This window comes from Streptomyces sp. NPDC007164, assembly GCF_040634135.1.
In the GTDB taxonomy this organism is placed as follows: Bacteria; Actinomycetota; Actinomycetes; order Streptomycetales; family Streptomycetaceae; genus Streptomyces; species Streptomyces sanglieri.
Window position 1 is genome coordinate 312,273 of the sequence record NZ_JBEYFB010000001.1, and the last position, 26,081, is coordinate 338,353.

The window sequence follows — 26,081 nt, forward strand, 5'->3', positions numbered from 1 at the left end:
GGGGCGCAGGAGCCTGGAGCCAGGAGTCGCGGGAGCCGGGGGCCGCAGGAGCCGGGAGTCGCAGGAGCCGGGGTCAGTCCGTCACATCGATCTCGACGCGGTTCGTCTCCACTCCGGCGGCGGTCACCACTTGCACCTGGACCACCCCCGGTTCGACCTCCACCGGCACCGGCACGGTCAGCACGCCGTCCGTCGGGTTGGCGAAGCCGCCGGTGACCGGGATCAGCGGCACGTGCACATGGACCCGGCCGATCCGGACGACCAGCCGGGCCAGCCGCTCCGGCGTCCCGGCGCCGGGCGGCACGAAGCCCGCGCCGCGGATCTCGATGTCGTCCCCGGTGCGGACCGGCGCGTCCAGGTCCCCGGCCTCACGGGCCCGGACCACCGAGAGGATCACCGGGCGCCCGCCCTCCGCGTACTTCCCGGCGAAGTAGGCGAGCGCCGAGACGGTGACCAGCAGCGCCAGACCCCAGGGCAGGTCCGGCAGCTGCTCGGGCCGGCGGGCGAGGCGGACCGCGGCGAACAGCACGGCGACGGTGCTCACCAGCACGTACTGCACGTCCGTGAAGCTGCCCCGGCCCGAGTCGTCGGTGAGCAGATCGGCGGCGCGCGGCCGGACGGCCCGCAGCTTCTGGAGCCGCCCGGACAGCGTCCGTACGGTCACCACCCGGCGTACGACGACGGCGACGGCGCAGACCAGCGCGAGCACGGTCACCACCCCGGCGCCCCGGGCCAGGTCCAGCCCCTCGATCAGCTCGTCCCGCTCGGCGTGGCCGGAGGCGCCGGCCAGCTGGAGCGCCAGCACGAGGACGGAGAAGACCGCGAGCAGCACCCAGGAGGCGGCGACCGCCCGGGAGGTGGAGAGCCGGTGGTCCTCGCCGATCAGCGGGGCGAGCAGGCCGCCCCGGGCACGGTGGACATGGGCGGCGCCGGTCAGCAGGCCCGCGGTGACCAGTCCGGCGACCAGCCCGGCCGTACGGGCGTTGGTCCAGCCCGCGCCGATGGCGGTGGCGGCCTCACCGATGACCAGCAGGGCGACGCCCGCCCACACCGCGATCAGGGTGCGCCGCCAGACCCGGTACAGCCAGACCTCGCCCGCCTCCCGGCCCCGTTCGGCGACGGTCCTGGCGGACTGGGTCAGCTCGTCCGAGACCCACTGGCGGGTCGCCGAGACGGACTGCGCGACCCCGGGCGGCAGCCCCTGCCCGGCGGCGAGTTCGTCCCGCTTGGCCAGGAACGCGGCCACCGCGCGCCGGTGGCCCTCGCGCGCCCCGTGCGGGCAGTCGCCGCACGTGCAGCCCCCGCCGTGCGTGCTGCCCGCCCTCGCCTCGTCCAACGCCACTGGGAACGCCGCCCTTTCAACCCCCGGTACAGCCAACTCGGCTGTGATTGCTGCGAATTGTGCCGTACGGAGGGGCTCGGGACCGCATCGGGGCGGCCCGTGGGCGTGGATCGCCGAAATGCGCGAAGGAATCGTCAGTACGTGCGACTGATCCGGCGCCAGAGTGGCTGGTAGTTGATCCAGGCCACCAGGTCGCTGCCCAGCTGTTCACGGGTGGCGAGCGCGTCCGGGTGCTCGATCGGCACCGGCTTCCCGGCCGCCCGCGCGGCCAGCTGCACCTGGCAGGAGCGCTCCAGCGCGATGAACCACCAGGCGGCCGCGTCCACCGAGTCGCCGACGGTCAGCAGCCCGTGGTTGCGCAGCACGATCGCCTTGTGCCCGCCGAGCGCGGCGGCGATCCGGCGCCCCTCGTCCTCGTCCACGACGACCCCGGTGTAGGCGTCGTACAGGACGTGGTCCTCGTAGAAGGCGCAGGATTCCTGGGTGATCGGCTCGATGAGCTCGCCGAGCGCGGACAGGGCCCGCCCGTGCAGGGAGTGGGTGTGGGCGACGGCCACGACGTCCGGGCGGGCCCGGTGTACCTGTGCGTGCACGGCGAACGCCGCCTGGTTGACGTGGTGGCGCCCCTCGACGACCTGGCCCTCGCCGTTGACCAGAATCAGTTCGTCCGGCGCCAGTCCGGCGAACGGGGCCCCGAAGGGGTTGACCCAGAAGCAGTCGGCGAATTCCGGGTCGCGTGCGGTGATGTGACCGGAGACCCCGTCCTCGTACCCGAACTCCCCGAACAGCCGGAGCGCCCCGGCCAGCCGTTCCTTGCGGTGCGCCCGCTCGTCGGCCACGGACTCGTGGACGGGCGGCAGCGCGAAGTGGAGCTGGTCCACGGGTATGGGTGTGGGCTCGGACATGGCGGCTCCTCGGGGCTCCCAGGGCGTACGGGATCGGAAGTTACCGCCGGTTGCCGCAAGTGGCCAGGGGTGCGGGGGGACGGCCGGACGCGGGGCCGCCCCGGGGACGCGCCCCTTACCTGCCGCGGTTGTAGATCTGAGTGAGGTCCGCTTCGATCAGGAACGGAACGTCCAGCTTGAGCTTGTTGTGGTAGATACCCGTCGGGGTGTACGCCTGTCGGGCCGGGTCGAGTTCGTACACGTACACGATCGGCAGACCGTCGGCGTCCGCTTCCACCCGCCAGAAGTGAACGACTCCGGCAGCGGCGTACTTGCGCGGCTTGACGTCGCGGTCACGGTCCTGGGAGTCGGGCGACACCACTTCCACGGCCAGGACGACGTCTTCGGGCTCGTACCAGGTCTGGTCGGCTCCGGTGTCCGCCTCCGCCCGGTAGACCACCATGTCGGGCTCCGGGCGATTCCGCTTGTCGATCCTGATGGTCATTTCCCGGTCGACATCGAGATCCTGCGGCAGATGCGCGAGCAGCGCCTGCTCCAGCAGCCACATCGTGCGGGTGTGGAATTTCCGCTGCGGACTCATGAAGACGAGACTCCCGTCGATCAGCTCGGTGTGGGGCGGGAGGCCCGGAATCCGGTCGAGGTCGTCCGCTGTCCATCCGCCCTCGGGCGGGACGGGCCACCGGTACCGCTGCTTCTCAAGCCTGGGCTCGGGTGCGGCGCTCATGATTGCTCCCATGGGGCAGAGTCTCGTCTCCACAGCCAGCGTACCCAGCTCATACGACGATGCCGCCGCCCAAACGAATGAGCGACGGCATCGGCGTTGACCTTGCGGGAGGGGTCACTCCCACTCGATGGTGCCCGGCGGCTTGCTCGTGACATCGAGCACGACGCGGTTGACGTCGGCCACCTCGTTGGTGATGCGGGTGGAGATCCGGGCGAGGGTCTCGTAGGGCAGCCGCGACCAGTCGGCCGTCATGGCGTCCTCGGAGGAGACCGGGCGCAGCACGATCGGGTGGCCGTAGGTGCGGCCGTCGCCCTGGACGCCGACCGAGCGGACATCGGCGAGGAGGACCACCGGGCACTGCCAGATGTCGCGGTCCAGGCCGGCTGCGGTCAGCTCCTCGCGGGCGATGGCGTCGGCCTCGCGGAGCAGGTCGAGCCGCTCCTTGGTGACCTCTCCGACGATCCGGATGCCGAGGCCGGGGCCGGGGAACGGCTGGCGCTGGACGATCTCCTCCGGCAGGCCGAGCTCCTGGCCGACCATCCGGACCTCGTCCTTGAACAGCTGGCGCAGCGGCTCGACGAGCGAGAACTCGATGTCCTCGGGGAGGCCGCCCACGTTGTGGTGCGACTTGATGTTGGCGGTGCCGGTGCCGCCGCCGGACTCGACGACGTCCGGGTAGAGGGTGCCCTGGACGAGGAAGGCGACTTCCTCGCCGCCCGCGGCGCCCTCGGCGACGATCTCGGCCTGGGCCTGCTCGAAGACCCGGATGAACTCGCGACCGATGATCTTCCGCTTCTGCTCGGGGTCGGAGACCCCGGCCAGCGCGGTCAGGAAGCGCTCCTCGGCGTCGACGACCTTCAGCTGGACTCCGGTGGAGGCCACGAAGTCCTTCTCGACCTGCTCGCTCTCGCCCTTGCGCATCAGACCGTGGTCGACGTACACGCAGGTCAGCTGGGAGCCGATGGCCTTCTGCACGAGGGCCGCGGCGACCGCCGAGTCCACCCCGCCGGACAGACCGCAGATGGCGCGCCTGGTGCCGACCTGCTCGCGGATCAGCGCGATCTGCTCCTCGACCACATTGGTCGTGGTCCAGGTCGGCTCGATGCCGGCACCCCGGTAGAGGAAGTGTTCCAGAACCTGCTGGCCGTGCGTGGAGTGCAGGACCTCGGGGTGGTACTGGACGCCGTAGAGCTTCTTCTCGTCGTTCTCGAAGGCGGCGACCGGTACGACGTCGGTGGACGCGGTGACGGTGAAGCCCTCGGGGGCGGCGGAGCAGGCGTCGCCGTGCGACATCCAGACCGACTGCTCGGCGGGGGTGCCCTCGAAGAGCGTGGAGCCGGTCTTGGAGACGGTGAGCGGGGTACGGCCGTACTCACGGGCACCGTTGTCGTCGACGGTGCCGCCGAGCGTGGTGGCCATCAGCTGGAAGCCGTAGCACATGCCGAAGACCGGGACCCCGGCCTCGAACAGCGCACGGTCGAGGGTGGGCGCGCTCTCCGCGTAGACCGAGGAGGGGCCGCCGGACAGGATGATCGCCCGGGGGTTCTTGGCCAGCATCTCGGCCACCGGCATGGTGGACGGGACGATCTCGCTGTATACCCGGGCCTCACGGACGCGTCGGGCGATGAGCTGGGCGTACTGCGCGCCGAAGTCGACAACGAGGACCACGTCGGTGGCGGTGTCGGGGGCGGCGGGGGGTGCTGCTGGCACGGGCGGCCTTCCGGCGGTGAAGGGGGGTCTGTTTTGTCGATTCTACCGGGGTTGCGGAGTCCGTCGTCGTCCCGCCCGTACGGGGGCACGGGGGCCGTCGTCGTCCCGCCCGCATGGGCGGCGGGGAGGCCGTCGTCCGCGGATGCGGCGTCTCAGCATCCGGTCGCCGTGTTGGTCCGCCCGCGGCGGCCGGGCCATACTGGTTCCATGCTTCAGCACACGACCTACGTCTTTACCTATGGCACCCGGCCCGCCGGCTGCCGTGGTCGTGCTGCTTGATCCCACCGACAAGCAACGTTCCAGGCGCCCCGGGCCGAAAGGCCCGGGGCGCCTTGGCGTTACGGACCGGCCGGCCTCGGGGACCACACCCCACGAGGAGTCACCACCATGACCAGCACCGCCCCCGCGAAGACCGCCCCGGCGAAGAGCACCGCCGAGAAGACCGCCGCTGAGAAGACCGGCGCGCACACGGAGGAGGCCGCCGCGCTGATCGACGACGCGCGGGCCCGGATCGACACCCTGGACGACCGGATCATCGGGCTCGTCCAGGAGCGGATGGCCGTCTCGGCGGTCATCCAGGAGGCCCGGATCACCTCCGGCGGCCGCCGGATCAGCCTCTCCCGCGAGATGGAGATCCTCGGCTCGTACCGGGACGCGCTCGGCCGGCCCGGCACCTCCCTCGCCATGACGCTGCTGGAGCTGTGCCGCGGCCGGGCGTGACACCCCGGGGGCCGGGGGTACCCCGGCGTATCCCAGTTCGGGCCGACTCTCACCCGTACGGCGCGTGACCGGGTCCGGCGCGGCTTCGTTGGTCCCGGTGTCCGCGCCAGCCAGGGGCGGCTCCGGCAAGAAACCACGCGTGGCTCCGCTGGTGCGTGTGGCGTACCGCAGGTACGCCGTGGGACCGCGCCCCGGCGTGCGTGACCGGTCGGCAGGGGACAGCAGCCCGGTCACCCCAGGAAACGGCCGGCTTCGGGGACGCCCGGGGCCGGCCGTTTCCGTTCGGGGTCCAGGTGGAATCCGGTCGAAGCGGCCCGTGCGACGCGGGCCGTGTCCCGGCGCAGACGTTACGAGGGCCCCGCAGGCCGACTCCCGGTCCGCGGGGCCTTTTCCCTGTTCCGGGCCGCTCTCCGCGTGAGGGGCGTCACATAAATGTTCTGTGAGCGCCCGGACAACCATTGCGGCGGACCACGGGTCAACCATGCGGAACCACCGGCCCCGCTCGTGCTGCGCGCGCGGCGGGCCCGTCCCGAAACCCGTATCGCCCATCGCGGTGCGCCGGACTCCTGAGGTCACCATGAAGCTTCGCCGAACCCTGGCGCTCGCCGCCGCCACGGCAGTCATCACCCCTGCCGCGGTCCTGGCCGCCCCCGCCGCGTTCGCCGTGACGACGGACGGGACCGCTGCCGCCGAGACCACCGTCTCGCCCTCGCCGAGCGACTCCGGACCGCCGGAGACCGAGCCGGCCCCGGCCGCCTCCGAGTCCGGGTCCGGGTCCGGGTCCGGGTCCGGGTCCGGGTCCGGGTCCGCCGAGGACCCCGCCGGGGAGACCGGCGAGCCCGCTCCGGCGGAGACCCCCGGGACCGCCGAAAGCTCCGCTCCGGCGCTGGACGAGACCCCCGGAGCGACGCCCAGCGACTCGGCGAGCGCCTCGGCGTCCGCGTCCGCCTCCCCGTCGGAGTCCGAGGACCCGGAGGAACCGGCGCAGTGCGCCAAGTCCGACCTGGACATCTCCGTCAACGGCCTGCCCGGACGGATCGCCCGGGGCAGCGGCTGGCACAAGTTCAAGATGAACGTCTACAACTCCTCGAAGTCCGCCGTGAAGGAGATCGACTACTTCGCCGGCGCCTCCTCCGACCAGGAGGGCAACGACCTCTTCCGCTCGAAGCAGGTCAGTCTCCAGGCCCTCGACCCGGAGACCGGCACGTGGGTGGAGCTCAGCGAGGACGGCCGCGCGGTCGGTTACGTCGGCCAGTCCGACGAGATCCCCGCGGGCTACGAGGTCGACATCCCGCTGCGCGTCAATGTGCGGCCGACCGCCCCCGTCGGCGCCGGCTTCACGCTCGGTGCCGGTCTGTACGTGGGCGACAAGGACTGCATGGGCGTCAGCGACGTCGCGTACAGGTTCAAGATCGTGAAGTCCGGCGACAGCGGCTCGACGCCGCAGACCGGTGGCAGCGCCCCGGTCCCGGCCGCGAAGCCGGCCGACAACCCGGCGGGCAAGGTGTCCGGCAGCCTCGCGGAGACCGGTTCGTCCTCCGCGCTGCCGGTGTTCGCCACCGCGGGCGGCGCGGCCGTGGTGCTCGGCGCGGGCGCGATGTTCATCGTGCGGCGCCGCAGGAACGGTGCTGCCGGCGCGTGACGCGTCCGGCTCGCCGTAAGCATGGAGGGGCTGCACTCGGAGGGGGGTGCAGCCCCTTTCTGCTGTCCCGACCGGCTAGGACTCCTGTGGTTTCTTCGGCGGGACGGCCGGCAGCCCGAGGAACGGCAGCTTCAGCGCGCCGAACGCCTCCTTCGGCACGGCCGGTGACCGCGGCTCGACCGCGGCCAGCCGCTCGTAAGCCTCGCCCTGCGCCGGACGCGGGTCCGCCTCGCCCTTGTTGGGCCACAGCGACATGGCGCGCTCGGCCTGTGCGGTGATGGTGAGCGACGGGTTGACGCCGAGGTTCGCGGAGACCGCCGAACCGTCGACCACCGAGATGCCGGGGTGTCCGTAGAGCCGGTGGTACGGGTCGATCACCCCGTCGTCGGCGGTGGCGCCGATGGGGCAGCCGCCCAGGAAGTGCGCGGTGAGCGGGGTGCCCATCAGCTCTCCCACGTTCGAACCGGCGAAGCCGTTGATCTCCTCGGCGAGCAGTGTGGCGCTGCGCGTCGCCGCCTCGATCTGGTTCGGGTTGGGCGCGCCGTGCCCCTGCCGGGCGGTGAGCAGGCCCTTCCCCAAGCCGCCCGGCTTGCGGTACGTCGTCAGGGAGTTGTCGAGCGACTGCATGACCAGCCCGATGATGGTCCGTTCCGACCAGCGGCGGTTGGAGAGCGACCGGGCCGCGAGCGTGGGGTGCTTGACCAGTTCGAGCAGCCACCTGCGCACCCGGTGCGCGCCGTACGGCACCTGGAGGACGGTCAGCGCGCCCATCGAGTTGGAGCCCTTGCCGTATCGGACCGGTTCGATGTGGGTGTTCTCGTCCGGGTGGATCGAGGAGGTGATGGCGACGCCCCGGGTGAAGTCGGCCCGCGCGGTCCCGTGCTTCTTCCGGTAGCGCCGGTCGCTGGTCTGCGAGCCGACCAGACCCTCGGAGTTGGTACGGGTCAGCTCGCCGAGCCGGGACGAGATCCGGGGCAGGAGGCCGGTGTCCTTCATCCGGTGCAGCAGGGTCTGGGTGCCGTACGTGCCCGCGGCGACGACGACCTCGCGGGCCGTGAAGGTGCGGCCCCTGCCCTTCTTCCGGTTGTCGGTGGGGAGGGTCTTGACCGCGTAGCCGCCCCGGGAGTTCTCGGTGACCGCGACGACCGAGGTCATCGGGTGGACGACCGCGCCCGCCTGCTGAGCGAGGTGGAGGTAGTTCTCGTTGAGGGTGTTCTTCGCGCCGTGGCGGCAGCCGGTCATGCATTCGCCGCACTCCGTGCAGGCCTTGCGGGAGGGCCCGGCCCCGCCGAAGAACGGGTCGGGCACCTCGCCGCCCGGCCGGGCCTTCGCCGTGCCGTCGCCGTCCTCGCCGTCCCCGAAGAAGACGCCGACCGGCGCCATGTGGAACGTGTCGCCGATGCCCATGGCCTGCGCGGTCGCCTTCAGGTGGACGTCCGACGGGGTCGTGGTCGGGTTGAGCCGGACCCCCAGCATCCGCTTGGCCTGGTCGTAGTACGGGCCGAGCTCCTCGCGCCAGTCGGTGATGTCCTTCCACTGCGGGTCGTCGAAGAACGGCGCGAGCGGCTCGTACAGGGTGTTGGCGTAGTTCAGCGAACCGCCGCCGACGCCCGCGCCCGCCAGCACCATGACGTTGCCCAGCAGGTGGATGCGCTGGATGCCGTACAGACCGAGCGTCGGGGCCCACAGGAAGTTCTTCAGGTCCCAGGAGTTCCTGGGCAGTTCGGACCGGGTGAAGCGGCGGCCCGCCTCCAGCACCCCGACGCGGTACCCCTTCTCGGTCAGCCGCAGCGCCGACACCGCACCGCCGAAGCCCGAACCGACGACGAGCACGTCGTAGTCGTGGGCGGCGTCGTCGGTCCTTTCCGGGGCAACGGGCCGATTCTGGGCAGGGCTGTCCTGGGACATGGCTCTCCTCGGTGCGAAACGGGCGGAAAGTGCCGCGGTACCGGGAAGCGCCGCGGTACCCGGTGTCAGCGCAGGCGGAACGCCTTCATCGCCTTGAGGCTGACGCTCATGAACGCCGCGTACTTCTCGTCGTCCATCCCGAAGGACGGGGCGAGCGGGATCAGCCGCTGCTGGGCGACGGTCTGCGCCTCGGTGTACTTGAGGATGCCCTCGGAGCCGTGCCGGCGGCCGAGACCGGAGTCCTTCATGCCGCCCATCGGGGACTGCACGCTGCCGTACGCGGGGGCGTACCCCTCGTTGATGTTGACCGTGCCGGTGCGCAGCCGGGCGGCGACCTGGTGGCCGCGCCTGGAGTCCTTGGTCCAGACGCTGGAGTTCAGGCCGTACGGGGTGGCGTTGGCGAGGGCGACGACCTCGTCCTCGTCGGTGAAGCGGTAGATGGAGACGACCGGGCCGAAGGTCTCCTCGCCGCACACCGCCATCGGCGCCTCGACGCCGTCGAGGATGGTCGGCTCGTAGAACAGCGGGCCGATGTCGGGGCGGGCGACGCCGCCCGCGACGAGCTTGGCGCCCTTCTCGACGGCCTCCGCGACGTGCCGGGTGACGGTCTCCAGCTGGCGCACGCCGACCAAGGAGCCCATGTCGGCGCCGTAGGCGAGGGAGTTGCCGAGCCGCATGGCCTTCGTACGGGCCGCGAAACGGGCCACGAAGTCGTCGGCGACCGACTCGTGGACGTACAGCCGCTCGATGGAGATGCAGAGCTGGCCGGCGGAGGAGAAGCAGGCGCGGACGGCGCCCGCGGCGGCCTTCTCCACGTCGGCGTCCTTCAGGACCAGCATGGCGTTCTTGCCGCCGAGCTCCAGAGAGACGCCGACGAGCCGGGCCGCCGCGCCCTGCGCGACCTCGCGGCCGGTGCGGGTGGATCCGGTGAACGAGACGTAGTCGGCGTGCTTGACGACCTCGGGGCCGACGACGGGGCCCTCGCCGAGGACGACCTGGAAGACCTCGGCGGGCAGTCCGGCCTCGATCAGCAGGTCACGGGCCCACAGCGCGGTCAGCGCGGTCTCCGTGTCGGGCTTCATCACGACGGCGTTGCCGGAGACGAACGCGGGCAGCGCGTCGCCGACGGACAGCTCGAACGGGTAGTTCCACGGCGCGATCTGGCCGATGACACCGCGCGGCTGGCGCAGCTCGGTGACCTTGGTGAGGGTCGGTACGACCCCGGTGTGCCGCTTCGGCTTCAGGTACGCGCCGGCCTTGCGCCCGTAGTGGCGGGCCGCGACGGCGACGGCCTGCACCTCCTCGTGGGCGTGCAGCCGGGCCTTGCCGGTCTCCAGCTGGATGAGGTCGAGCACCTCGGCCTGGCGGCTGAGCACCAGGTCGTGGAAGCGGAGCAGTACGGCGGCCCTGGCGCGGACGGGGGTCGCGGCCCAGGCGGGCTGGGCGGCACGGGCCCGCTCGAAGGCGCCGGCCACGTCCTCGGGGGTGGACTCCGGCAGGTCGGCCAGCTTCTCCCCGGTGAAGGGGGTGTGGTTGGCCGTACGGCCCGAGCCGGCCACGCCCCGGGTCAGCTGGGCGACCACCTCGGGGGTCACCACATCGGCGGCGGTGCGTACGCCCGCCGGGGCGGCGGCCACCGGGTTGGTGCCGACCGGGGCTGCGGAGGTGGATGTGGAGGCCTGCGAGTCCGTCATGAGGGCGAGAGTACGTCCAGCCGCACGCTTTGGGTACCCGTGGGTAACGGGTTTTCACAGTCCCCACAAACGAGCCAGCGATCACTGGCAACAAAGCCCCTGATCAGGAGCCCTGCCGTTTACGGAACGGTCCGGCGGGCCTCAGCCGGAGCTGCCCGGCGGACGCCATCCGCGCAGCATCGTGTCGAACTGCGCCCGGGTCGTGTCCCAGTCGTCCGCCGGGCCCGTCATGTACAGCGCGTACTCGGGACCGCCCTCCTCGCCGAAGTACATCTGGTCGATGGCGTGGCGCGGGCCCGGGTGGTCCTTGGTCTCGGTCCAGGTGAACTCCCACAGCGAACCCGGCCGATCCCGGTACGTGTTGGAGTGCAGGGTCTTGCGCTCGTAGCCGGGCAGCCGCTTGGCGAGCTGGGGCTCCAGGCTCGTCACCATGTGCATGTACGGGTTCTCGAAGTCGGGCGCCGGGTCGATGCTGATCCGGATGTAGTGCACGCCGTTGTCCGGGGTGTAGTCGATCTGGTTGCCGTCCGCCCGGCGCTCCCAGCCCTCGGGCACGGTCAGGCTGAAGCCCTCGGGGTCGTCCACCCGCTTCCAGCCGTCGGGCACGTCCTTGACCGGCTCATCGGCCTTGCCGGCCTTGCCGGCCTTGTCGGTCTTGTCGGTCTTGTCGGGCTCCGTCGAGGGCGGGGTGGCGGCGGGGTGCTTCCCGGGGGTGACGCCCGCGTGGTTGCCCTTGTCGCCGCCCCGGGTGGTGCTCTTCGACTCGTCCCCCAGCTTCATCGCGGCGAGTCCCGCGCCGCCGCCGACCAGCGCCGCGGCCGCGATGACCAGGACCGCGGTGCGCCAGCGGCTGCGGCTGCGGCTGCGCCGGGGTGCCGGCGCCGGTGCGGGGGGCACCGGGTGGGGCAGTTGGGTGGTTCCGGGCCCGGCGGGGCCGGCGGGGCCGTCCGGGCCCAGCGAGCGCAGGACCTCGTCGGGAACGCTCTGCGTCGGCACGAACGCCTGGGCGGCCACGGGCGCGCGGCCCTCCATGGCGTCCAGCAGCATCCGTTCCGTCTCCGCGGCCGACGGGCGCTCGTCCGGCTCCTTGCGGAGCAGCGCGGTGATCACGGGGGCCAGCGGGCCCGCCCGTCCGGGCGGCGGGGGCTCATCGGCGACGACGGCCTGCATGGTGGAGATCGGGGACGTACGGCGGAACGGCGAGCGGCCCTCGACCGCGGTGTAGAGCGTCGCGCCGAGCGACCACAGGTCGGAGGCCGGTCCCGGGTCGCTGCCGCGCACCCGCTCGGGTGCCAGGTAGTCGATGGAGCCGACCAGTTCACCGGTTCGGGTGATGGTCGAGTCGCCCTCGATGGCGGCGATCCCGAAGTCGGTGAGCAGCACCTGGCCGTCCTTGGCGAGGAGCACGTTGCCGGGCTTCACGTCACGGTGCAGGACCCCCGCCCCGTGTGCGGCGCGCAGAGCGCTCAGTACGTGCAGGCCGATCCTGGCGGCCTCGCGCGGATCGATCTCGCCGGACTCCTTGGCGGCGTCGGCGAGGGACGGGCCGTCGACGTACTGCATGACGATCCAGGGCCGGTTGTCGTACTCGATCACGTCGTGCACGGTCACCACGCCCGGGTGGGTGATCCGGGCGGCCGCGCGGGCCTCCTTCTGCGTGCGTGCGTGCAGCACGATCCGGTCGGCCTCCGCAACGTACAGACCGGCGGTCAACTCCTTGACCGCGACCGTGCGGTGCAGCACCTCGTCGTGGGCTCGCCAGACCTTGCCCATGCCGCCGCGCCCGAGGACCTCGCCCAGCCGGTACCTTCCGGCCAGCAACAGTCCCGCGTCCGTGCTCTGTGATCGATCCACGTAATCCCCGCCCCGTTCCTCAGGTGCCAGATTACGGAGCGGATGCACGGCCACGGAACCTCGCACCGCTCACGAGACCGCACTGTGATGCTTGTCGCTCCGGCTTCGCCCGGGAGTTGCACGGAGAGGGTTCAGGACGTCACGCGATAGGAAGCGATGGCTTGTTCGTAGATGTCCGATACCTTGTCGCGCCGGTTCTCCGGGCCGATGACCTGGATGACGTGGTAGCGGCCCTCGACGATCATCACCAGGTTGCGGGCGTACACCTCGCGTCCCGACGCGTCCTGCCAGGTGAACTGCCCCTCCGCCATGGCCTGTCGTCCGACGTCGATCCGGCGCAGCCCGCTCGACCCCGACCAGCTGGAATCGCGGAACGGCCGCAACTCCAGTTCCTTGTCGGCCTGGTACGTCAGCGGGTCGTCGCCGTTGGCCTTGACGGTGTCGCGGCCCGGGACGATCAGCAGGCTGAAGCCGTCGCTGCCGTAGTGGATCTGACGGTCCGTGTTGGCGGGGCTGCGCTGCCAGCCCTTGGCCACACCGACCTCGAAGCCCTCCTTGTCCTTGCGCAGGGTGTAGCCGGGGGCGAGCGCGACGGCGGAGCGGCTGGTCTGCGGCTGCTGGGCGGTGGGCGATCCGGAGGAATCCTGGCCGCCGGACTCGCCCGTGCCGGGATCCGGCGAGCCGGATACCGAGGACCCGGGGCCGGTGGAGCCGCCGCCCGGTTCGTCGTCCGACCCGGGCATGAACATCACGGCGTACGCGACGGCCGCGGCGAGGGCCAGCAGGATCAGCACCAGGAGCAGCCGCCCGAGCCGCCGCGGCGCCCGCCCCTCGCCATCCTGGGGGCGGGGCGGGGTGCGCAGCGCCTTGGGGCCCTTGGGCTCACGCGGCGGCCTGGGGGCCTTGGGCTCACGCGGCGGCCTGGGGGCCCGCTCCGCCTTGGGCCGGTCGAACCTGTCCGGCCTGTCGAGCCCGCCCGGCCTGTCAAGCCCGCCCGGCCGGCCGAATCCGTCCTGCCGGTCGAATCCGTCCTGCCGGTCGGGGGCGTTTCGGGGGTCGGGCCTGTCCTGACGGCCGGACCTGTCCTGACGGCCGGGCTTGTTCTTGGTGTGGCGGTGGCGGCCGTGGGTCGCGTTGCGACCGCGGCGCCTGCGGACCAGCTCGCCGCGGCGGCGCACGATGGGGAGCCGGGCGGTGTCGGCGGACGGCAGGGGTACGACGTCCAGACCGGCCTCGGGCTCGGGCGCCGAGCGCACCAGGGAGCGCAGCCAGCCGCTCAGCTCCTCGAAGTCCGGCCGCTCGGTGGGGTCCTGACGCAGCAGGGACTCGACGACGGGGCGCAGCGGACCGCACTCCTCGGCGAAGGCGGGCGGCTCCCCGCACACCATCTGGACGAGCTCGGCCGCGTTCTCCTCGGGATAGGGGGCGTGGCCCTGGACGGCGCGGTAGAGCAGCGCGCCCAGCGCCCAGAGGTCGGTGGCGGGCCCGATCGGCGGCGCCAGCCGCCAGTTCTCGTGCACGGGGCCGGCCTGCTCGGGCGCCCAGCGCTCGGTGACCGCGCCGACCACGGCAATCCGGGCCTGCCGGGCGCGCTCGGCGGCCAGCGGGGTGGCGGGGCCCCGGTAGACGGAGTCCGTACGGCCGCTCCCGGCCACCCCGTCCCAGCGGCCCGGCTGTTGCGGCGGGGCCGTCCGGTGCGCGGGCAGTGCCGGGGAGTCGTCGTGGCGCCGGGCGTCGGCGCGCAGGGCGTCCTCGCCGGAGCCCCCGGCGGGAACGGGGCGACCGGAACCGGGGCCGTCGCTCCAGAATCCGGTGAGATGCAGCCGCCGCGGGGGCGGGTAGCCGTCCTCGTCGTCGCTGTCGCCTTCGTCGCCGTCACCCTCGTCGCCGTTGCGGGGACCGGGTGCGTACAGGTCGTCGGCGTACCGGTCCTTGGTGTACGGGTCGTCGGCGGCCCGGCTCCAGGGGGCGGCGGCCCGCGAACGGCTGTGGTCCGGGTCGGACGGGTCGGCGAGGCCGAAGGGGTCGGTCAGGTCCGAGGGGTCGGCCAGGCCGGAGGGATCGGCCAGGCCGGAGGGATCGGTCAGGGCTGGAGGGTCGGCCAGGCCCGACGGGCCCGACAGATCCGTGTCTTCCGGCCGTGCGGAGCGCTGGACCGGCAGGGTTCCGGTGTCCTCCGCATCGCCCGCCTCGGCGCGCCGCCGGTCCTCGCTGACGCGGTCGGCGGCGCGGGCGCCCTCGCGGTAGGCGACGACGGCTCCGGCGCGCTCGGCCCGCAGCTGCGCGGATTCTCCCGTGCCGCCGAGCGGGACGCCGTCGGCGTGGTTCCCCACGTCGTACAGGTCGCTGTCCCCGTACCGGTCGCTGCCCGCGTTCGGGTCGCTGTCCCCGTACGGGTCGCTCTCGTCGTACGGATCACTGTCCCCGTACGGATCGTCGCCGTGCGAGGCGTCGTCGTGCGAGGCGTCGTCGTCAGCGGTGTGCGGGGCGCCGACCGGCCGGCCCGTCTCGATCGCCGCCGGGCCGCGTGAGGCCGGTACCTCGGCCGGAGGGGCGGGCAGGGGCGGCATGGCCGGCGGGGGCGGCGCGAACACGCCCGCAGAGCCCGTACCGAGCGCCGGGCGGCCGAACCCGGCCTCGTACCCGCCGCCCTCGTACCCGTGGTCGCGCTCGCTCTCGTACCCGCCTCGGCTCTCGTACCCGCCCTGGCTCTCGTATCCGTCCTCGTCCGCGTCCTCGTCGAGCCGCGGTGTCGTCACGTAGCCGCAGAGCGCCTCCTCCGCCGCCCCGGCCGCCAGGCCGGTCAGCACGACGCGGCCGTCGTCACAGATCAGCACCGTGCGGACGGTGATGTTGCGGTGGGTCCAGCCGTGGGCGTGCAGCACTCGCAGCGCGGCCAGCACGTCGGAGCCGATCTCGGCGGCCCGGAAAGGGTTGAGCGGGCGTTCCGCCAGCAGGGAGGCGAGCGGGCGGGCCTCGACGAGTTCGCTCACGATCCAGAGCGATCCCGCCTCGGCGAACACGTCGAAGACCTGGTCGAGTCTGGGGTGGTCGGGCACCTGGGCCGCCGCCTGCGCCGCTTCCACGGCGCGCCGGACCACCGGGTCGGCGGGCATCCGCAGGGCCCGTCCGGTGGCCCGCCGGGCCGCCGGGACCGGATCCTCGGCGTCGAGCACCTCGGCGTCCACCACCTCGGGCAACGGCACCTGCCGGACCAGGACTTCCTGTCCGCTATAGGTATCGAACGCCCGGGTCTCGACCGTTTCGTACGCATCGTCCGGAGGCAGCGGAAGGCGGTAGCGGTCGGCAAGTACCCGACCCGCATAGTCGTCCACGACGCCTCCCCAGAGCGCGCTGTCCCCCCGGCCATGAAAGACCGCACCGATCCGTCAATTGCGGTCACTTACCGTGCAATTGACCCACCGTTCCGGCTGCGTACGGTCTTCAGGCTCTCACGATACGTGGCAAGCGCCGGCCACGCGGCCGGGTCGGCGCATCCCGGCCCTTTCCGCCCATGGAACGGGTGGCGCGCCGGAACGTTCAGTCGATGGGCTTGAACGTGTCGAACGCGACCTTGCGCATCGTCCGGCACTCCGCGCTGTCCCATTCATCGGTCTTGCAGCTGATCATGATCGCGTAGCCGTGGCTGCCGTCCACCTTGAAGCCGCGGTTGATCACCCGGACCCGCTGGCCGTGCTGGGTGCGCTCGAACTGCCAGTCGGCGACGGTCGGGTAGCCCTTGTACTGAACCTTGTTGATGCCGAGGTGGTGGTAGCCGTTGCTGCTGGCCGCCACGGCGGCCTTCGCCGCGTTCCAGGCCGCGGCCGCGTCGCCACCGGGCGAATCGGTGTAGTCGACCTGGATACGGGGGAAGCCCCCGCTGACGTTGTGGATGGCGCCGGAGTTGCTGACCGCCTTCTGGTCGAAGCGGAAGTTCTCGGGCATGGCCATCGAGAAGTGGAACTCCTTGTTCGTGACCAGTTTGAATCCGGCGGGCAGCGCGTCCTCCGGCTTGTCGCCCTTCGAACCGCCCGACTCCTTGTCGGTCTTGCCCTTGCCCTTGCCCTGGCCCTCGTCCTGGCCCTGGCCCTGGCCCTGATTGTCGTTCTGGTCCTTGCCCTTGCCGCTGCCGCTGCCGCTGTCGGTGTCCGCGGAGCCGCCGGTCGCCGTCGAGGCCCCGGCCGAGGTGGACTTGTCGCCCTTGCCGCCGCCCTTGTCCGCGTCGTCCTCGTCTCCTCCGCCGAGCGTGAGGGCGAGGACCGTGCCGAGGACGGCGAGCACGATCACGGCCGCGATGATCGCCAGGGTGCGGCGCGGCACCACGTCCGTGATGGATGCCCGGGGCGGGGCGGCCGGGGACGTGGCCGGGCGCGGCGGCGGCACGGCGGCGGAGGCCGTGGCAGCGGTGGCCGCAGGCTTGGCCGGCTTGGCGGGGGTGCCCGTTCCGGCCGCCGAGGGGGCGGCCGACGGGGGTGCCGGGGGCGGGGGCGGCGTGGTGGTCGCCGCCGCGGCGGCGGCCGGTGCCGCCTTCGCGTTCCGCACCGAGCGCAGCGCGCCGCGCAACCGGTCCCGGGTGCCCTCGCCCTGTTCCGCGGGCTTGGGCGTCGCCTTGGCGCGGGGTTCGTCGACCTTCCCGGGCAGTGCCATGACCTGGGTGGCGTCGGCGGGCGGCACGACCACCGGGTCCGGCTTCTCGGGGGCGTGGATCACATCGTTGAGCAGGGCGCGGGCGCCCGCTTCGTCGAGCCGCTGCTCGGGGTCCTTGGCGAGCAGGCCGTATATGACCTCCTCCAGCGGACCGGCGTTCTTCGGCGGGTCGAGCGGCTCGGTCATCACCGCGGTCAGGGTGGCGATGGCCGAGCCCTTGTCGTACGGCGGGGAGCCCTCGGTGCTGGCGTACAGCAGTCCGCCCAGCGACCAGAGGTCGGCGGGCGGCCCCGGCTTGTGGCCGCGGGCGCGCTCGGGCGAGATGTACGAGGGGGCGCCGACGAGCATGCCCGTGGAGGTGACCGAGGGGTCACCCTCGACCTGGGCGATGCCGAAGTCGGTGAGCACGACCCGGCCGTCCTCGGCGATCAGCACGTTGGACGGCTTCACATCGCGGTGCAGGATTCCCTCGCGGTGCGCCGAGCGCAGCACGTCGAGGATGGCGAGGCCGACCTCGGCGGCCCGCCTCGGCGTCAGCACGCCGTCCTCGCGCACCGCTTCGGCGAGGGACTTGCCCTCGATGAGCTCCATCACGATCCACGGCCGGTCGTCCTCGTCGACCACGTCGTAGACCGTCACCGCGCCGTTGTTGCGGATCCTGGCGATCGCCTTCGCCTCGCGCAGCGTGCGCGTGATGAGCCGGCGCTTCTCGTCCTCGTCGATGGCCGTGGGGAACCGCAGTTCCTTGACCGCGACCGTGCGGCCCAGCGTCTCGTCGACGGCACGCCAGACCGTGCCCATACCGCCCCGGCCAAGCACCTCCCCGAGCCGGTACCGCCCCGCAAGGAGACGTCCGTCCTTGTCCCGTTGGGGCTCCCGTGCCTGCTCCGCCTCCGACATGCGTCCCCTCTGCGATCAACCCGCCCTGGCAGAGCGTTCATTGTCCCTCACCCCGGCGCCGGTCATGGTGCCGGGTCCGCAGGCCCGCCATGATGTGCCCCGAGGAAGGGAATCCCCGCCATGCCGATACTCAGGGCGCTGTTCGCCGCCCCGCTGCTGCTGGCGCTGCTCGGCCTGGCGACAGTGCCCCTGCCCAGCGAACCACACCTCACCCCCGCGGCCACCTACCTCCCCCGGCTCGTCGCCGAAGGCCGTGCGCCCACGGCGGCGCTGCTGGCGCACCGCTCCGACACCGCACCGTACGACACCTACCGCTCGACAGGTCCCGGAATCCGACGGGCGGACCGGTTCCGGGCGGGCAGCATCACCAAGACCTTCGTCGCCACGGTCGTGCTCCAACTCGCCCGGGAACGAAGGCTGCACCTGACGGACACGGTCGAGCGACTGCTGCCGGGGCTGGTGCGGGGCAACGGCAATGACGGCCGCCGCATCACCCTGCGCACCCTGCTCGGCCACACCAGCGGCCTCTACGACTACACCGGCGATCCATCCGCCCACCCTCTCTCCCCCGTCGCGGCGGTCCGCGTCGCCCTGGCCCACCGCCCGACGAACGCCCCCGGCCGCTACGCCTACTCCAACACCAATTACGCCCTACTCGGACTCGTCGTTCAACGGGTCACCGGACGCGGCTACGCCACCGAGATCCGCAACCGCCTCATCACCCCCCTCCACCTCAAGGGCACCTCCCTCCCTGGCTCCCGGACCTCCCTGCCCGCCCCGCACGGCCGTGCCTACACTCGCGATCCGGCCGACGGCACCCTGCGCGACGTCACCGCGCTGGACCCCCGCACGGCGGGCCCGGCCGGCGAGCTGATCTCCACGCTCGACGATCTGAACCGCTTCTACGCGGCCCTGCTGGGCGGCCGTCTCCTCGCGCCCGCCCAGCTGAGGGTCCTGCTGAACACCGAAGCCACACACGGCGTCTACGGCCTGGGCATCTATCCGCAGAAGCTCTCCTGCGGCACCACCGTCTGGGGGCACAACGGCCACATCGCGGGCAGTTACGTCCGTACCGCCGCCACCCGCGACGGCCTGCACACCCTGACGTACCGCATCGACACGGACACCCTGGCCGACGCGGACACCCTCGAAGCCGCACTGCTCGAAGCGGAGTTCTGCCCCGCGGCGCCCGGGAACAGCCCCTAGATCGGCACGATGTCCGGAGCGCCGAGCCGCGCCGCGTCCGCCGTGAGGTCGTCCGGCTGGCGCTGCGACTCCCGCTCCGCCTGCACCCGCTTCTCGTAGTGCTCGACCTCCCGGTCGATCTGGCCCTCGTCCCAGCCCAGTACCGGCGCCATCAGCTCCGCGCAGAGCCGGGCACTGCGCGTGCCCCGGTCGAAGGTCTCGATGGAGATCCGGGTCCGGCGGGTCAGTACGTCGTCGAGGTGGCGGGCCCCCTCGTGCGAGGCGGCGTAGACGATCTCGGCCTTCAGGTAGTCGTCCGCCGAGGGCAGCGGCTCGCCCAGCACCGGATCGACGAGGATCAGTTCGAGCAGCTGCTCGGCCGCCGAGCCGTACCGGTTGAGCAAATGCTCCACCCGGGCGACATGGAGCCCGGATCTCGCCGCGATCCTCGCCCTGGCGTTCCACATCGCCGGGTAGCCCTCCGCGCCCAGCAGCGGGATCTCCTCGGTGACGCAGGCCGCCACCCGCTGGTCGAGGCCGTGCACCGCCTCGTCCACGGCGTCCTTGGCCATCACCCGGTACGTCGTGTACTTGCCGCCCGCCACGACCACGAGGCCCGGCAGCGGGTGCGCCACCGTGTGCTCGCGCGAGAGCTTGCTGGTCGCGTCGGACTCGCCGGCCAGCAGCGGGCGCAGCCCGGCGTAGACGCCCTGGACGTCGTCCCGGCTCAGTGGCGTGGCCAGCACCGAATTGACGTGTTCGAGCAGGTAGTCGATGTCGGCGCTGGACGCCGCCGGGTGCGCCTTGTCCAGGTCCCAGTCGGTGTCCGTGGTCCCGATGATCCAGTGCCGTCCCCACGGGATGACGAAGAGGACGGACTTCTCGGTCCGCAGGATCAGGCCGGTCGAGGAGTGGATGCGGTCCTTGGGGACGACCAGGTGAATGCCCTTGGACGCCCGGACGTGGAACTGTCCGCGCTCCCCGATCAGCGACTGGGTGTCGTCCGTCCAGACCCCGGTCGCGTTGACCACCTGCTTGGCCCTGACCTCGTACTCGCCGCCCGCCTCGACGTCCTCCACCCGGGCGCCGACGACCCGCTCGCCCTCCCGGAGGAAGCCGATCACCCGCGCTCGGTTGGCCACATGTGCCCCGTAACCGGCGGCGGTGCGCACCAGGGTCGCCACATAGCGGGCGTCGTCCATCTGCGCGTCGTAGTACTGCAACGCCCCGACCAGGGCGTCCTTCCGCAGCGCCGGGGCGACGCGCAGGGCCCGGCGGCGGGAGAGATGGCGGTGCACGGGCAGGCCTCGGCCGTGGCCCGAGGACACCGACATCGCGTCGTAGAGCGCCACGCCCGAACCGGCGTAGAGCCGCTCCCAGCCCTTGTGCTGCAACGGGTAGAGGAACGGCACCGGCTTCACCAGATGCGGGGCCAGCCGCTCCAGGAGCAGCCCGCGTTCCTTCAGCGCCTCGCGGACGAGCGCGAAGTCGAGCATCTCCAGATACCGCAGCCCGCCGTGGATCAGCTTGCTCGACCTGCTCGATGTGCCGGACGCCCAGTCGCGGGCCTCGACCAGGCCGGTCGAGAGTCCTCTCGTCGCCGCGTCCAACGCCGTACCGGCGCCGACCACGCCCGCTCCCACGACCAGCACGTCCAGTTCGCGCTCGGCCATCGCGGCCAGCGCCTCGGCGCGCTCCGCAGGTCCCAGTGTCGCTGTCCTCACTGCTGCCTCCCGGGTAGATCGGGGTGGTCCGGCACGGGAAGCGACCCGGCCCGGCGGGCGGGGCGGCCCGTGCCCACCTCTCGATTCTGTCCGGCGTCCACGACTTCGGCCACCGCCTGTGGACAACACCAGGACGACAGGAGGCCCACAATGCGACATATAGGTCATATTTAAGCCTAGTGTGACATTGCGCTGTCCACAGCGGTTGCGCTTTCTGCCCTCATGGTCATAGTCCGACCGGGAAGGACGGCCCATCCACATGCCCGCAGACCTCGCAGTCATCGGACTCGGCCACCTCGGCCTGCCCCTCGCCCAGGCCGCCGTGGCCGCGGGCGTGCAGACCGTCGGCTACGACACCGACCCACGCGCCTGCACGGAGCTCTCGGCGGGCCGCACCCCCGTCGAGGGATCGCTCACCGCCTCGGAGATCCGCCGGATGCTCTCGGGGGGCTTCCGGCCCACCACCAACCCGGCCGAGCTGGGCCGGGTCCGTACCGCGGTGATCTGCGCGCCCACGCCCCTCGGCGCCGACCGCACCATCGACCTCACCGCCGTCGGCGACGCGGCCCGCGCGCTCGCCGCCCGGCTGCGCCCGCACACCACCGTGCTGCTGGAATCGGCCGTGCCGCCCGGCACCACCGAGAACTACCTGCTGCCGCTGCTCGAAGAGGGCTCCGGGCTGCGCGCCGGCCGCGACTTCCACCTGGCCTGCTCCCCCAGCCGCCTCGACCCCGGCAACCGGACCCACGTCCACTCCAACACCCCCAAGGTCATCGGCGGCCTCACCCCCGCCTGCACCGAGTCCGCCGCCGCCTTCTACGGCCGTCTCACCGACAAGGTCGTCCGGGCCCGCGGGCCGCGCGAGGCCGAGATGACCAAGGTCCTGGAGACCAACTTCCGGCACGTCAACATCGCCCTGGTCAACGAGATGGCGGTGCTCTGCCACGACCTCGGCGTCGACCTGTGGGACGTCATCCGGTGCGCCGAGACCAAGCCCTTCGGCTTCCAGCCGTTCCGCCCCGGCCCAGGCGTCGGCGGCCACGGCGCCCCCGTCGACCCGGGCTACCTCCCGTACAACAGCCGCACCCCCGGCCACCCCCTGCGGATGGTCTCACTCGCCCAGGAGATCAACGACCGGATGCCGCAGTACGTGATCCAGCGCTGCGCCACCCTGCTGAACGAGCACGGCAAGTCCGTCCGCGGCGCCCGGGTGCTGCTGCTCGGGGTCACCTACAAGCCCGACCTCGCCGACCAGGAGGGCTCCCCCGCCCGGGAGATCGCCACCCGGCTGATGGACATGGGCGCCCAGATCGGCTACCACGACCCGCACGTCCTGGACTGGCGGGTGCGCGAGCTCCCGGTCCCGCGCGCCGACTCGCTGTACGAGGCGGCGTCCAGCGCCGACCTCACGGTGCTGCTCCAGCACCACCGGACGTACGACCTCCAGGGCCTCGCCGTGAAGGCCCAGCTCCTCCTGGACACCCGGGGCGCGACCCCGGCGGGGGCCGCCCACCGGCTGTAGCACCTCTCGCCCGGGATTTCGGTAGGAGATGTCACAGGCTGCTGCTAGCCTGCGGCGTCACTTCTCGCACAATCGTGCGCTTCCGTCCCAGGGGGAATACCACCATGAGCCAGCCCGTGCCGCCGCCGAACCAGCCGCAGCAGCCCTACGACGCCCAGTCCGGCGGCAACCCCTTCGCGGGCCAGCAGCAGCCCGGCGACCCGAGCGGCAACCCCTTCGCCGGCCAGCAGCCCGGCGCCCCGTTCGGCGGCGCGCCGTTCACCCCGCCGGCCCCGGCACGCAACAACCTCGGCCTCGGCCTGGCCGCCGGCTTCGTCGCGGCCGTCGTCGCCGCGGCCATCTACGGCGCCATCATCGGCGCCACCAAGCACGAGATCGGCTACGCGGCCGTGGGTGTCGGCTTCATCGTCGGCTTCGCGGCGGGCAAGGTCGGCGGCCGCAACCCCGTCCTGCCGGTCGTCAGCGCCGTGCTCTCGCTGGTCGCCGTCTACTTCGGCCAGCTGCTCGGCGAGGCGATGATCGCGGCCAAGGAGCTCCCGGTCACCGTCTCCGAGCTCTTCTTCGACCACTTCAGCCTGCTGAACGAGGCGTGGAAGGCCGACTCGGACTTCATCTCGTACCTCTTCTTCGCCGTCGCGGCGGTCGCCGCGTTCTCCGGCGCCAAGAAGGCCGGCGAATAGTCGCCGAGCGCCCCGCACACACGGGAGGGCCCGGACCGCAACCGCGGTCCGGGCCCTCCCGTCATGTCCGTAACACTCAGCGGCGGTGCTGTGAGTCCGCCACCGTGACCTCGACGCGCTGGAACTCCTTGAGGTCGCTGTACCCCGTCGTCGCCATCGCCCGGCGCAGCGCGCCGAAGATGTTCATCGAGCCGTCGGGGGTGTGCGAAGGACCGGTCAGGACCTCCTCGGTGGTGCCGACCGAGCCCAGGTCCACCAGCTTGCCGCGCGGCACGTCCTCGTGGACGGCCTCCATGCCCCAGTGCCGGCCGCGGCCCGGCGCGTCCGTCGCGCGGGCCAGCGGGGAGCCCATCATCACGGCGTCCGCACCGCAGGCGATGGCCTTCGGCAGGTCGCCGGACCAGCCGACGCCGCCGTCCGCGATCACGTGCACGTACCGGCCGCCGGACTCGTCCATGTAGTCACGGCGGGCGCCGGCCACATCGGCGACCGCGGTCGCCATCGGCACCTGGATGCCGAAGACGTTGCGCGTGGTGTGCGCGGCGCCGCCGCCGAAGCCGACGAGGACACCGGCCGCGCCGGTACGCATCAGGTGCAGGGCGGCGGTGTACGTGGCGCAGCCGCCGACGATCACCGGGACGTCCAGCTCGTAGATGAACTGCTTGAGGTTGAGCGGCTCGGCCGCACCCGAGACGTGCTCGGCGGAGACCGTCGTACCGCGGATGACGAAGATGTCCACGCCCGCGTCCACGACGGCCTTGGAGAACTGCGCGGTGCGCTGCGGGGAGAGCGCGGCGGCGGTGACGACACCGGAGTCGCGCACCTCCTTGATGCGCTGCCCGATCAGCTCCTCCTGGATCGGCGCGGCGTAGATCTCCTGGAGGCGGCGGGTCGCCGACTCGACGGGCATCTCGGCGATCTCGTCGAGCAGCGGCTGCGGGTCGGCGTGCCGGGTCCACAGCCCTTCCAGGTTGAGGACGCCCAGGCCGCCGAGCTCGCCGATCCGGATGGCGTGCTGCGGGGAGACCACGGAGTCCATGGGAGCGGCCAGGAACGGCAGCTCGAAACGGTAGGCGTCGATCTGCCAGGCGATCGAGACCTCCTTCGGGTCACGGGTACGGCGGCTCGGAACGACGGCGATGTCGTCGAATGCGTACGCCCGGCGGCCGCGCTTGCCGCGCCCGATCTCGATCTCAGTCACGTGTGTGGCCTTTCCCTCTGCGTTTCAGCGCCTTCCAGTATCCCCGACATATGCGCCAGGGGCGGCCCCGGGAGTCCCGGGACCGCCCCTGGCCCTGTCGGCGGCTACTTGCTGCGGCTGTAGTTCGGTGCCTCGACCGTCATCTGGATGTCGTGCGGGTGGCTCTCCTTGAGCCCCGCGGACGTGATGCGGACGAAGCGGCCCTTGGTCTCCATCTCGTCGATGGAGGCGGCGCCCACGTAGCCCATCGTCTGACGGAGGCCGCCGACGAGCTGGTGCAGCACGTTGCCCAGCGGGCCTCGGTAGGGCACCTGGCCCTCGATGCCCTCGGGCACGAGCTTGTCGTCCGAGGCCACGTCGGCCTGGAAGTAGCGGTCCTTGGAGTACGAGCGGCCCTGGCCGCGGGACTGCATCGCCCCGAGGGAACCCATGCCGCGGTACGACTTGAACTGCTTGCCGTTGATGAAGAGGAGCTCACCGGGAGACTCCTCGCAGCCCGCCAGGAGGCTGCCCAGCATGACCGTGTCGGCACCGGCGGCGAGCGCCTTGCCGATGTCGCCGGAGTACTGCAGACCGCCGTCCCCGATGACCGGGACACCGGCCGCGCGGGCGGCGAGGGCGGCCTCGTAGATCGCGGTGACCTGCGGGACGCCGATGCCGGCGACCACGCGCGTGGTGCAGATGGAACCGGGGCCCACACCGACCTTCACGCCGTCGACACCGGCGTCGATCAGGGCCTGCGCACCGTCACGCGTCGCGACGTTGCCGCCGATGACGTCGACGCCGACGCTGGACTTGATCTTCGCCATCCAGTTCAGCGCGTTGCTGTTGTGTCCGTGCGAGGTGTCGACGATGAGGAAGTCCACGCCCGCGCCGGCCAGCGCCTGCGCGCGCTCCAGCGCCTCGGGGCTCGCGCCGACCGCCGCGCCGACGAGGAGCCGGCCCTCGGCGTCCTTCGCCGCGTTCGGGTACTGCTCGGCCTTCACGAAGTCCTTGACCGTGATGAGGCCCTTGAGGACGCCCGCGTCGTCGACCAGCGGAAGCTTCTCGATCTTGTGGCGGCGCAGCAGCTCCATGGCGTCGACGCCGGAGATGCCGACCTTGCCGGTCACGAGCGGCATCGGCGTCATGACCTCGCGCACCTGGCGGCTGCGGTCGGACTCGAACGCCATGTCGCGGTTGGTGACGATGCCGAGCAGCTTGCCCGCCGGGTCGGTCACCGGGACGCCGCTGATGCGGAACTTGGCACACAGCGCGTCGGCCTCGGCCAGCGTCGCGTCCGGGTGCACGGTGATCGGATCGGTCACCATGCCGGACTCGGAGCGCTTCACGAGGTCGACCTGGTTTACCTGGTCCTCGATCGACAGGTTGCGGTGCAGCACACCGACGCCGCCCTGCCGCGCCATGGCGATGGCCATGCGGGACTCGGTCACCTTGTCCATCGCTGCGGAGAGCAGCGGGATGTTCACTCGTACGTTGCGGGAGATACGGGACGAGGTGTCGACCGCGTTCGGCAGCACCTCGGATGCGCCGGGCAGCAGCAGCACGTCGTCGTATGTCAGCCCGAGCGTCGCGAATTTCTCGGGCACTCCGTCGACGTTTGCAGTCATGACACCTTCCCCAAATGGCCTTGATCGGTGCGGATGTCCATGCTAACGGCCTCCGGGGGTGTCTCATTCCACGAGCAAGATCACCCAGAGGTTCTGTAGCTTCGCACGGAAGC

At 72.1% G+C, this 26,081-nt stretch carries 17 protein-coding genes; 5 read left to right on the plus strand and 12 right to left on the minus strand.

The window, feature by feature from the left end; all coding sequences use genetic code 11:
• Positions 1 to 73 precede the first annotated feature (73 nt).
• The 4 genes from ABZ622_RS01280 to guaA form a co-directional block, all read right to left on the minus strand.
• On the minus strand, positions 74 to 1,342 hold the full coding sequence (locus ABZ622_RS01280; protein ID WP_360539201.1) for a hypothetical protein: 1,269 nt from the start codon (positions 1,340 to 1,342) through the stop codon (positions 74 to 76).
• A 134-nt stretch (positions 1,343 to 1,476) separates the two neighbouring features.
• Positions 1,477 to 2,247: a class II aldolase/adducin family protein gene (locus ABZ622_RS01285; protein WP_124716877.1), complete on the minus strand. Its 771-nt coding sequence runs from the start codon at positions 2,245 to 2,247 to the stop codon at positions 1,477 to 1,479.
• A 115-nt stretch (positions 2,248 to 2,362) separates the two neighbouring features.
• The gene (locus tag ABZ622_RS01290; RefSeq protein WP_360539204.1) at positions 2,363 to 2,971 is read right to left on the minus strand and encodes a Uma2 family endonuclease; all 609 of its coding nucleotides are present in this window, start codon (positions 2,969 to 2,971) and stop codon (positions 2,363 to 2,365) included.
• A 114-nt stretch (positions 2,972 to 3,085) separates the two neighbouring features.
• Positions 3,086 to 4,681 carry a glutamine-hydrolyzing GMP synthase gene (gene guaA, locus ABZ622_RS01295; protein WP_360539206.1) on the minus strand — a complete coding sequence of 532 codons (1,596 nt, stop codon included), beginning with the start codon at positions 4,679 to 4,681 and terminating at the stop codon, positions 3,086 to 3,088.
• A 387-nt stretch (positions 4,682 to 5,068) separates the two neighbouring features.
• On the opposite strand from guaA, the gene ABZ622_RS01300 reads away from it, so the two are divergent.
• Both ABZ622_RS01300 and ABZ622_RS01305 read left to right on the plus strand, forming a co-directional pair.
• On the plus strand, positions 5,069 to 5,401 hold the full coding sequence (locus ABZ622_RS01300) for a chorismate mutase (RefSeq protein ID WP_360539208.1): 333 nt from the start codon (positions 5,069 to 5,071) through the stop codon (positions 5,399 to 5,401).
• Positions 5,402 to 5,978: 577 nt separating this feature from the next.
• Positions 5,979 to 7,043 (plus strand): LAETG motif-containing sortase-dependent surface protein, encoded by a 1,065-nt coding sequence (locus ABZ622_RS01305; RefSeq protein WP_360539210.1) that lies wholly within the window; start codon positions 5,979 to 5,981, stop codon positions 7,041 to 7,043.
• A 75-nt stretch (positions 7,044 to 7,118) separates the two neighbouring features.
• On the opposite strand, the gene ABZ622_RS01310 is transcribed toward ABZ622_RS01305, so the two are convergent.
• The 5 genes from ABZ622_RS01310 to ABZ622_RS01330 all read right to left on the minus strand — a co-directional run bounded on the left by ABZ622_RS01310 (position 7,119) and on the right by ABZ622_RS01330 (position 18,046).
• Positions 7,119 to 8,951 carry a GMC family oxidoreductase gene (locus ABZ622_RS01310; RefSeq protein ID WP_360539212.1) on the minus strand — a complete coding sequence of 611 codons (1,833 nt, stop codon included), beginning with the start codon at positions 8,949 to 8,951 and terminating at the stop codon, positions 7,119 to 7,121.
• 65 nt (positions 8,952 to 9,016) lie between these two features.
• Positions 9,017 to 10,645 carry a succinic semialdehyde dehydrogenase gene (locus ABZ622_RS01315; protein WP_360539214.1) on the minus strand — a complete coding sequence of 543 codons (1,629 nt, stop codon included), beginning with the start codon at positions 10,643 to 10,645 and terminating at the stop codon, positions 9,017 to 9,019.
• A gap of 141 nt (positions 10,646 to 10,786) precedes the next feature.
• On the minus strand, positions 10,787 to 12,499 hold the full coding sequence (locus tag ABZ622_RS01320) for a serine/threonine-protein kinase (protein WP_360539217.1): 1,713 nt from the start codon (positions 12,497 to 12,499) through the stop codon (positions 10,787 to 10,789).
• 131 nt (positions 12,500 to 12,630) lie between these two features.
• A complete protein-coding gene (locus tag ABZ622_RS01325) occupies positions 12,631 to 15,834 on the minus strand; it encodes a protein kinase (RefSeq protein WP_360539219.1) in 3,204 nt (1,067 codons plus the stop codon).
• 205 nt (positions 15,835 to 16,039) lie between these two features.
• Positions 16,040 to 18,046 carry a serine/threonine-protein kinase gene (locus ABZ622_RS01330; RefSeq protein ID WP_360539221.1) on the minus strand — a complete coding sequence of 669 codons (2,007 nt, stop codon included), beginning with the start codon at positions 18,044 to 18,046 and terminating at the stop codon, positions 16,040 to 16,042.
• A gap of 120 nt (positions 18,047 to 18,166) precedes the next feature.
• On the opposite strand from ABZ622_RS01330, the gene ABZ622_RS01335 reads away from it, so the two are divergent.
• Positions 18,167 to 19,252: a serine hydrolase domain-containing protein gene (locus ABZ622_RS01335; RefSeq protein ID WP_360539223.1), complete on the plus strand. Its 1,086-nt coding sequence runs from the start codon at positions 18,167 to 18,169 to the stop codon at positions 19,250 to 19,252.
• On the opposite strand, the gene ABZ622_RS01340 is transcribed toward ABZ622_RS01335, so the two are convergent.
• Positions 19,249 to 20,955 (minus strand): glycerol-3-phosphate dehydrogenase/oxidase, encoded by a 1,707-nt coding sequence (locus ABZ622_RS01340; protein WP_360539225.1) that lies wholly within the window; start codon positions 20,953 to 20,955, stop codon positions 19,249 to 19,251. The genes ABZ622_RS01335 and ABZ622_RS01340 overlap by 4 nt on opposite strands.
• A gap of 259 nt (positions 20,956 to 21,214) precedes the next feature.
• Between ABZ622_RS01340 and ABZ622_RS01345 the strand changes: the two genes are divergently transcribed.
• Positions 21,215 to 22,477, plus strand: a complete 1,263-nt coding sequence (locus tag ABZ622_RS01345; protein ID WP_360539227.1) for a nucleotide sugar dehydrogenase — start codon at positions 21,215 to 21,217, stop codon at positions 22,475 to 22,477.
• 104 nt (positions 22,478 to 22,581) lie between these two features.
• On the plus strand, positions 22,582 to 23,157 hold the full coding sequence (locus ABZ622_RS01350; RefSeq protein ID WP_360539229.1) for a hypothetical protein: 576 nt from the start codon (positions 22,582 to 22,584) through the stop codon (positions 23,155 to 23,157).
• A gap of 76 nt (positions 23,158 to 23,233) precedes the next feature.
• Here ABZ622_RS01350 and ABZ622_RS01355 read toward each other — a convergent pair whose 3' ends face one another.
• Complete coding sequence (locus ABZ622_RS01355) at positions 23,234 to 24,358, minus strand: GuaB3 family IMP dehydrogenase-related protein (protein WP_003966886.1); 1,125 nt, start codon at positions 24,356 to 24,358, stop codon at positions 23,234 to 23,236.
• Positions 24,359 to 24,462: 104 nt separating this feature from the next.
• Positions 24,463 to 25,968, minus strand: coding sequence for an IMP dehydrogenase (gene guaB / locus ABZ622_RS01360; protein WP_124716890.1), 1,506 nt, complete (start codon positions 25,966 to 25,968; stop codon positions 24,463 to 24,465).
• Between the last annotated feature and the right edge of the window lie 113 nt (positions 25,969 to 26,081).

What these genes read in the sequence shown, in the direction of transcription:
- ABZ622_RS01315 (WP_360539214.1), bottom strand. Translation starts at nt 10,645, where the DNA reads ATGACGGACTCGCAGGCCTCCACATCCACCTCCGCAGCCCCGGTCGGC.
- ABZ622_RS01300 (WP_360539208.1), top strand. Translation starts at nt 5,069, where the DNA reads ATGACCAGCACCGCCCCCGCGAAGACCGCCCCGGCGAAGAGCACCGCC.
- ABZ622_RS01350 (WP_360539229.1), top strand. Translation starts at nt 22,582, where the DNA reads ATGAGCCAGCCCGTGCCGCCGCCGAACCAGCCGCAGCAGCCCTACGAC.
- ABZ622_RS01345 (WP_360539227.1), top strand. Translation starts at nt 21,215, where the DNA reads ATGCCCGCAGACCTCGCAGTCATCGGACTCGGCCACCTCGGCCTGCCC.
- ABZ622_RS01330 (WP_360539221.1), bottom strand. Translation starts at nt 18,046, where the DNA reads ATGTCGGAGGCGGAGCAGGCACGGGAGCCCCAACGGGACAAGGACGGA.
- ABZ622_RS01310 (WP_360539212.1), bottom strand. Translation starts at nt 8,951, where the DNA reads ATGTCCCAGGACAGCCCTGCCCAGAATCGGCCCGTTGCCCCGGAAAGG.
- ABZ622_RS01335 (WP_360539223.1), top strand. Translation starts at nt 18,167, where the DNA reads ATGCCGATACTCAGGGCGCTGTTCGCCGCCCCGCTGCTGCTGGCGCTG.
- ABZ622_RS01305 (WP_360539210.1), top strand. Translation starts at nt 5,979, where the DNA reads ATGAAGCTTCGCCGAACCCTGGCGCTCGCCGCCGCCACGGCAGTCATC.
- ABZ622_RS01285 (WP_124716877.1), bottom strand. Translation starts at nt 2,247, where the DNA reads ATGTCCGAGCCCACACCCATACCCGTGGACCAGCTCCACTTCGCGCTG.
- ABZ622_RS01290 (WP_360539204.1), bottom strand. Translation starts at nt 2,971, where the DNA reads ATGAGCGCCGCACCCGAGCCCAGGCTTGAGAAGCAGCGGTACCGGTGG.
- guaB (WP_124716890.1), bottom strand. Translation starts at nt 25,968, where the DNA reads ATGACTGCAAACGTCGACGGAGTGCCCGAGAAATTCGCGACGCTCGGG.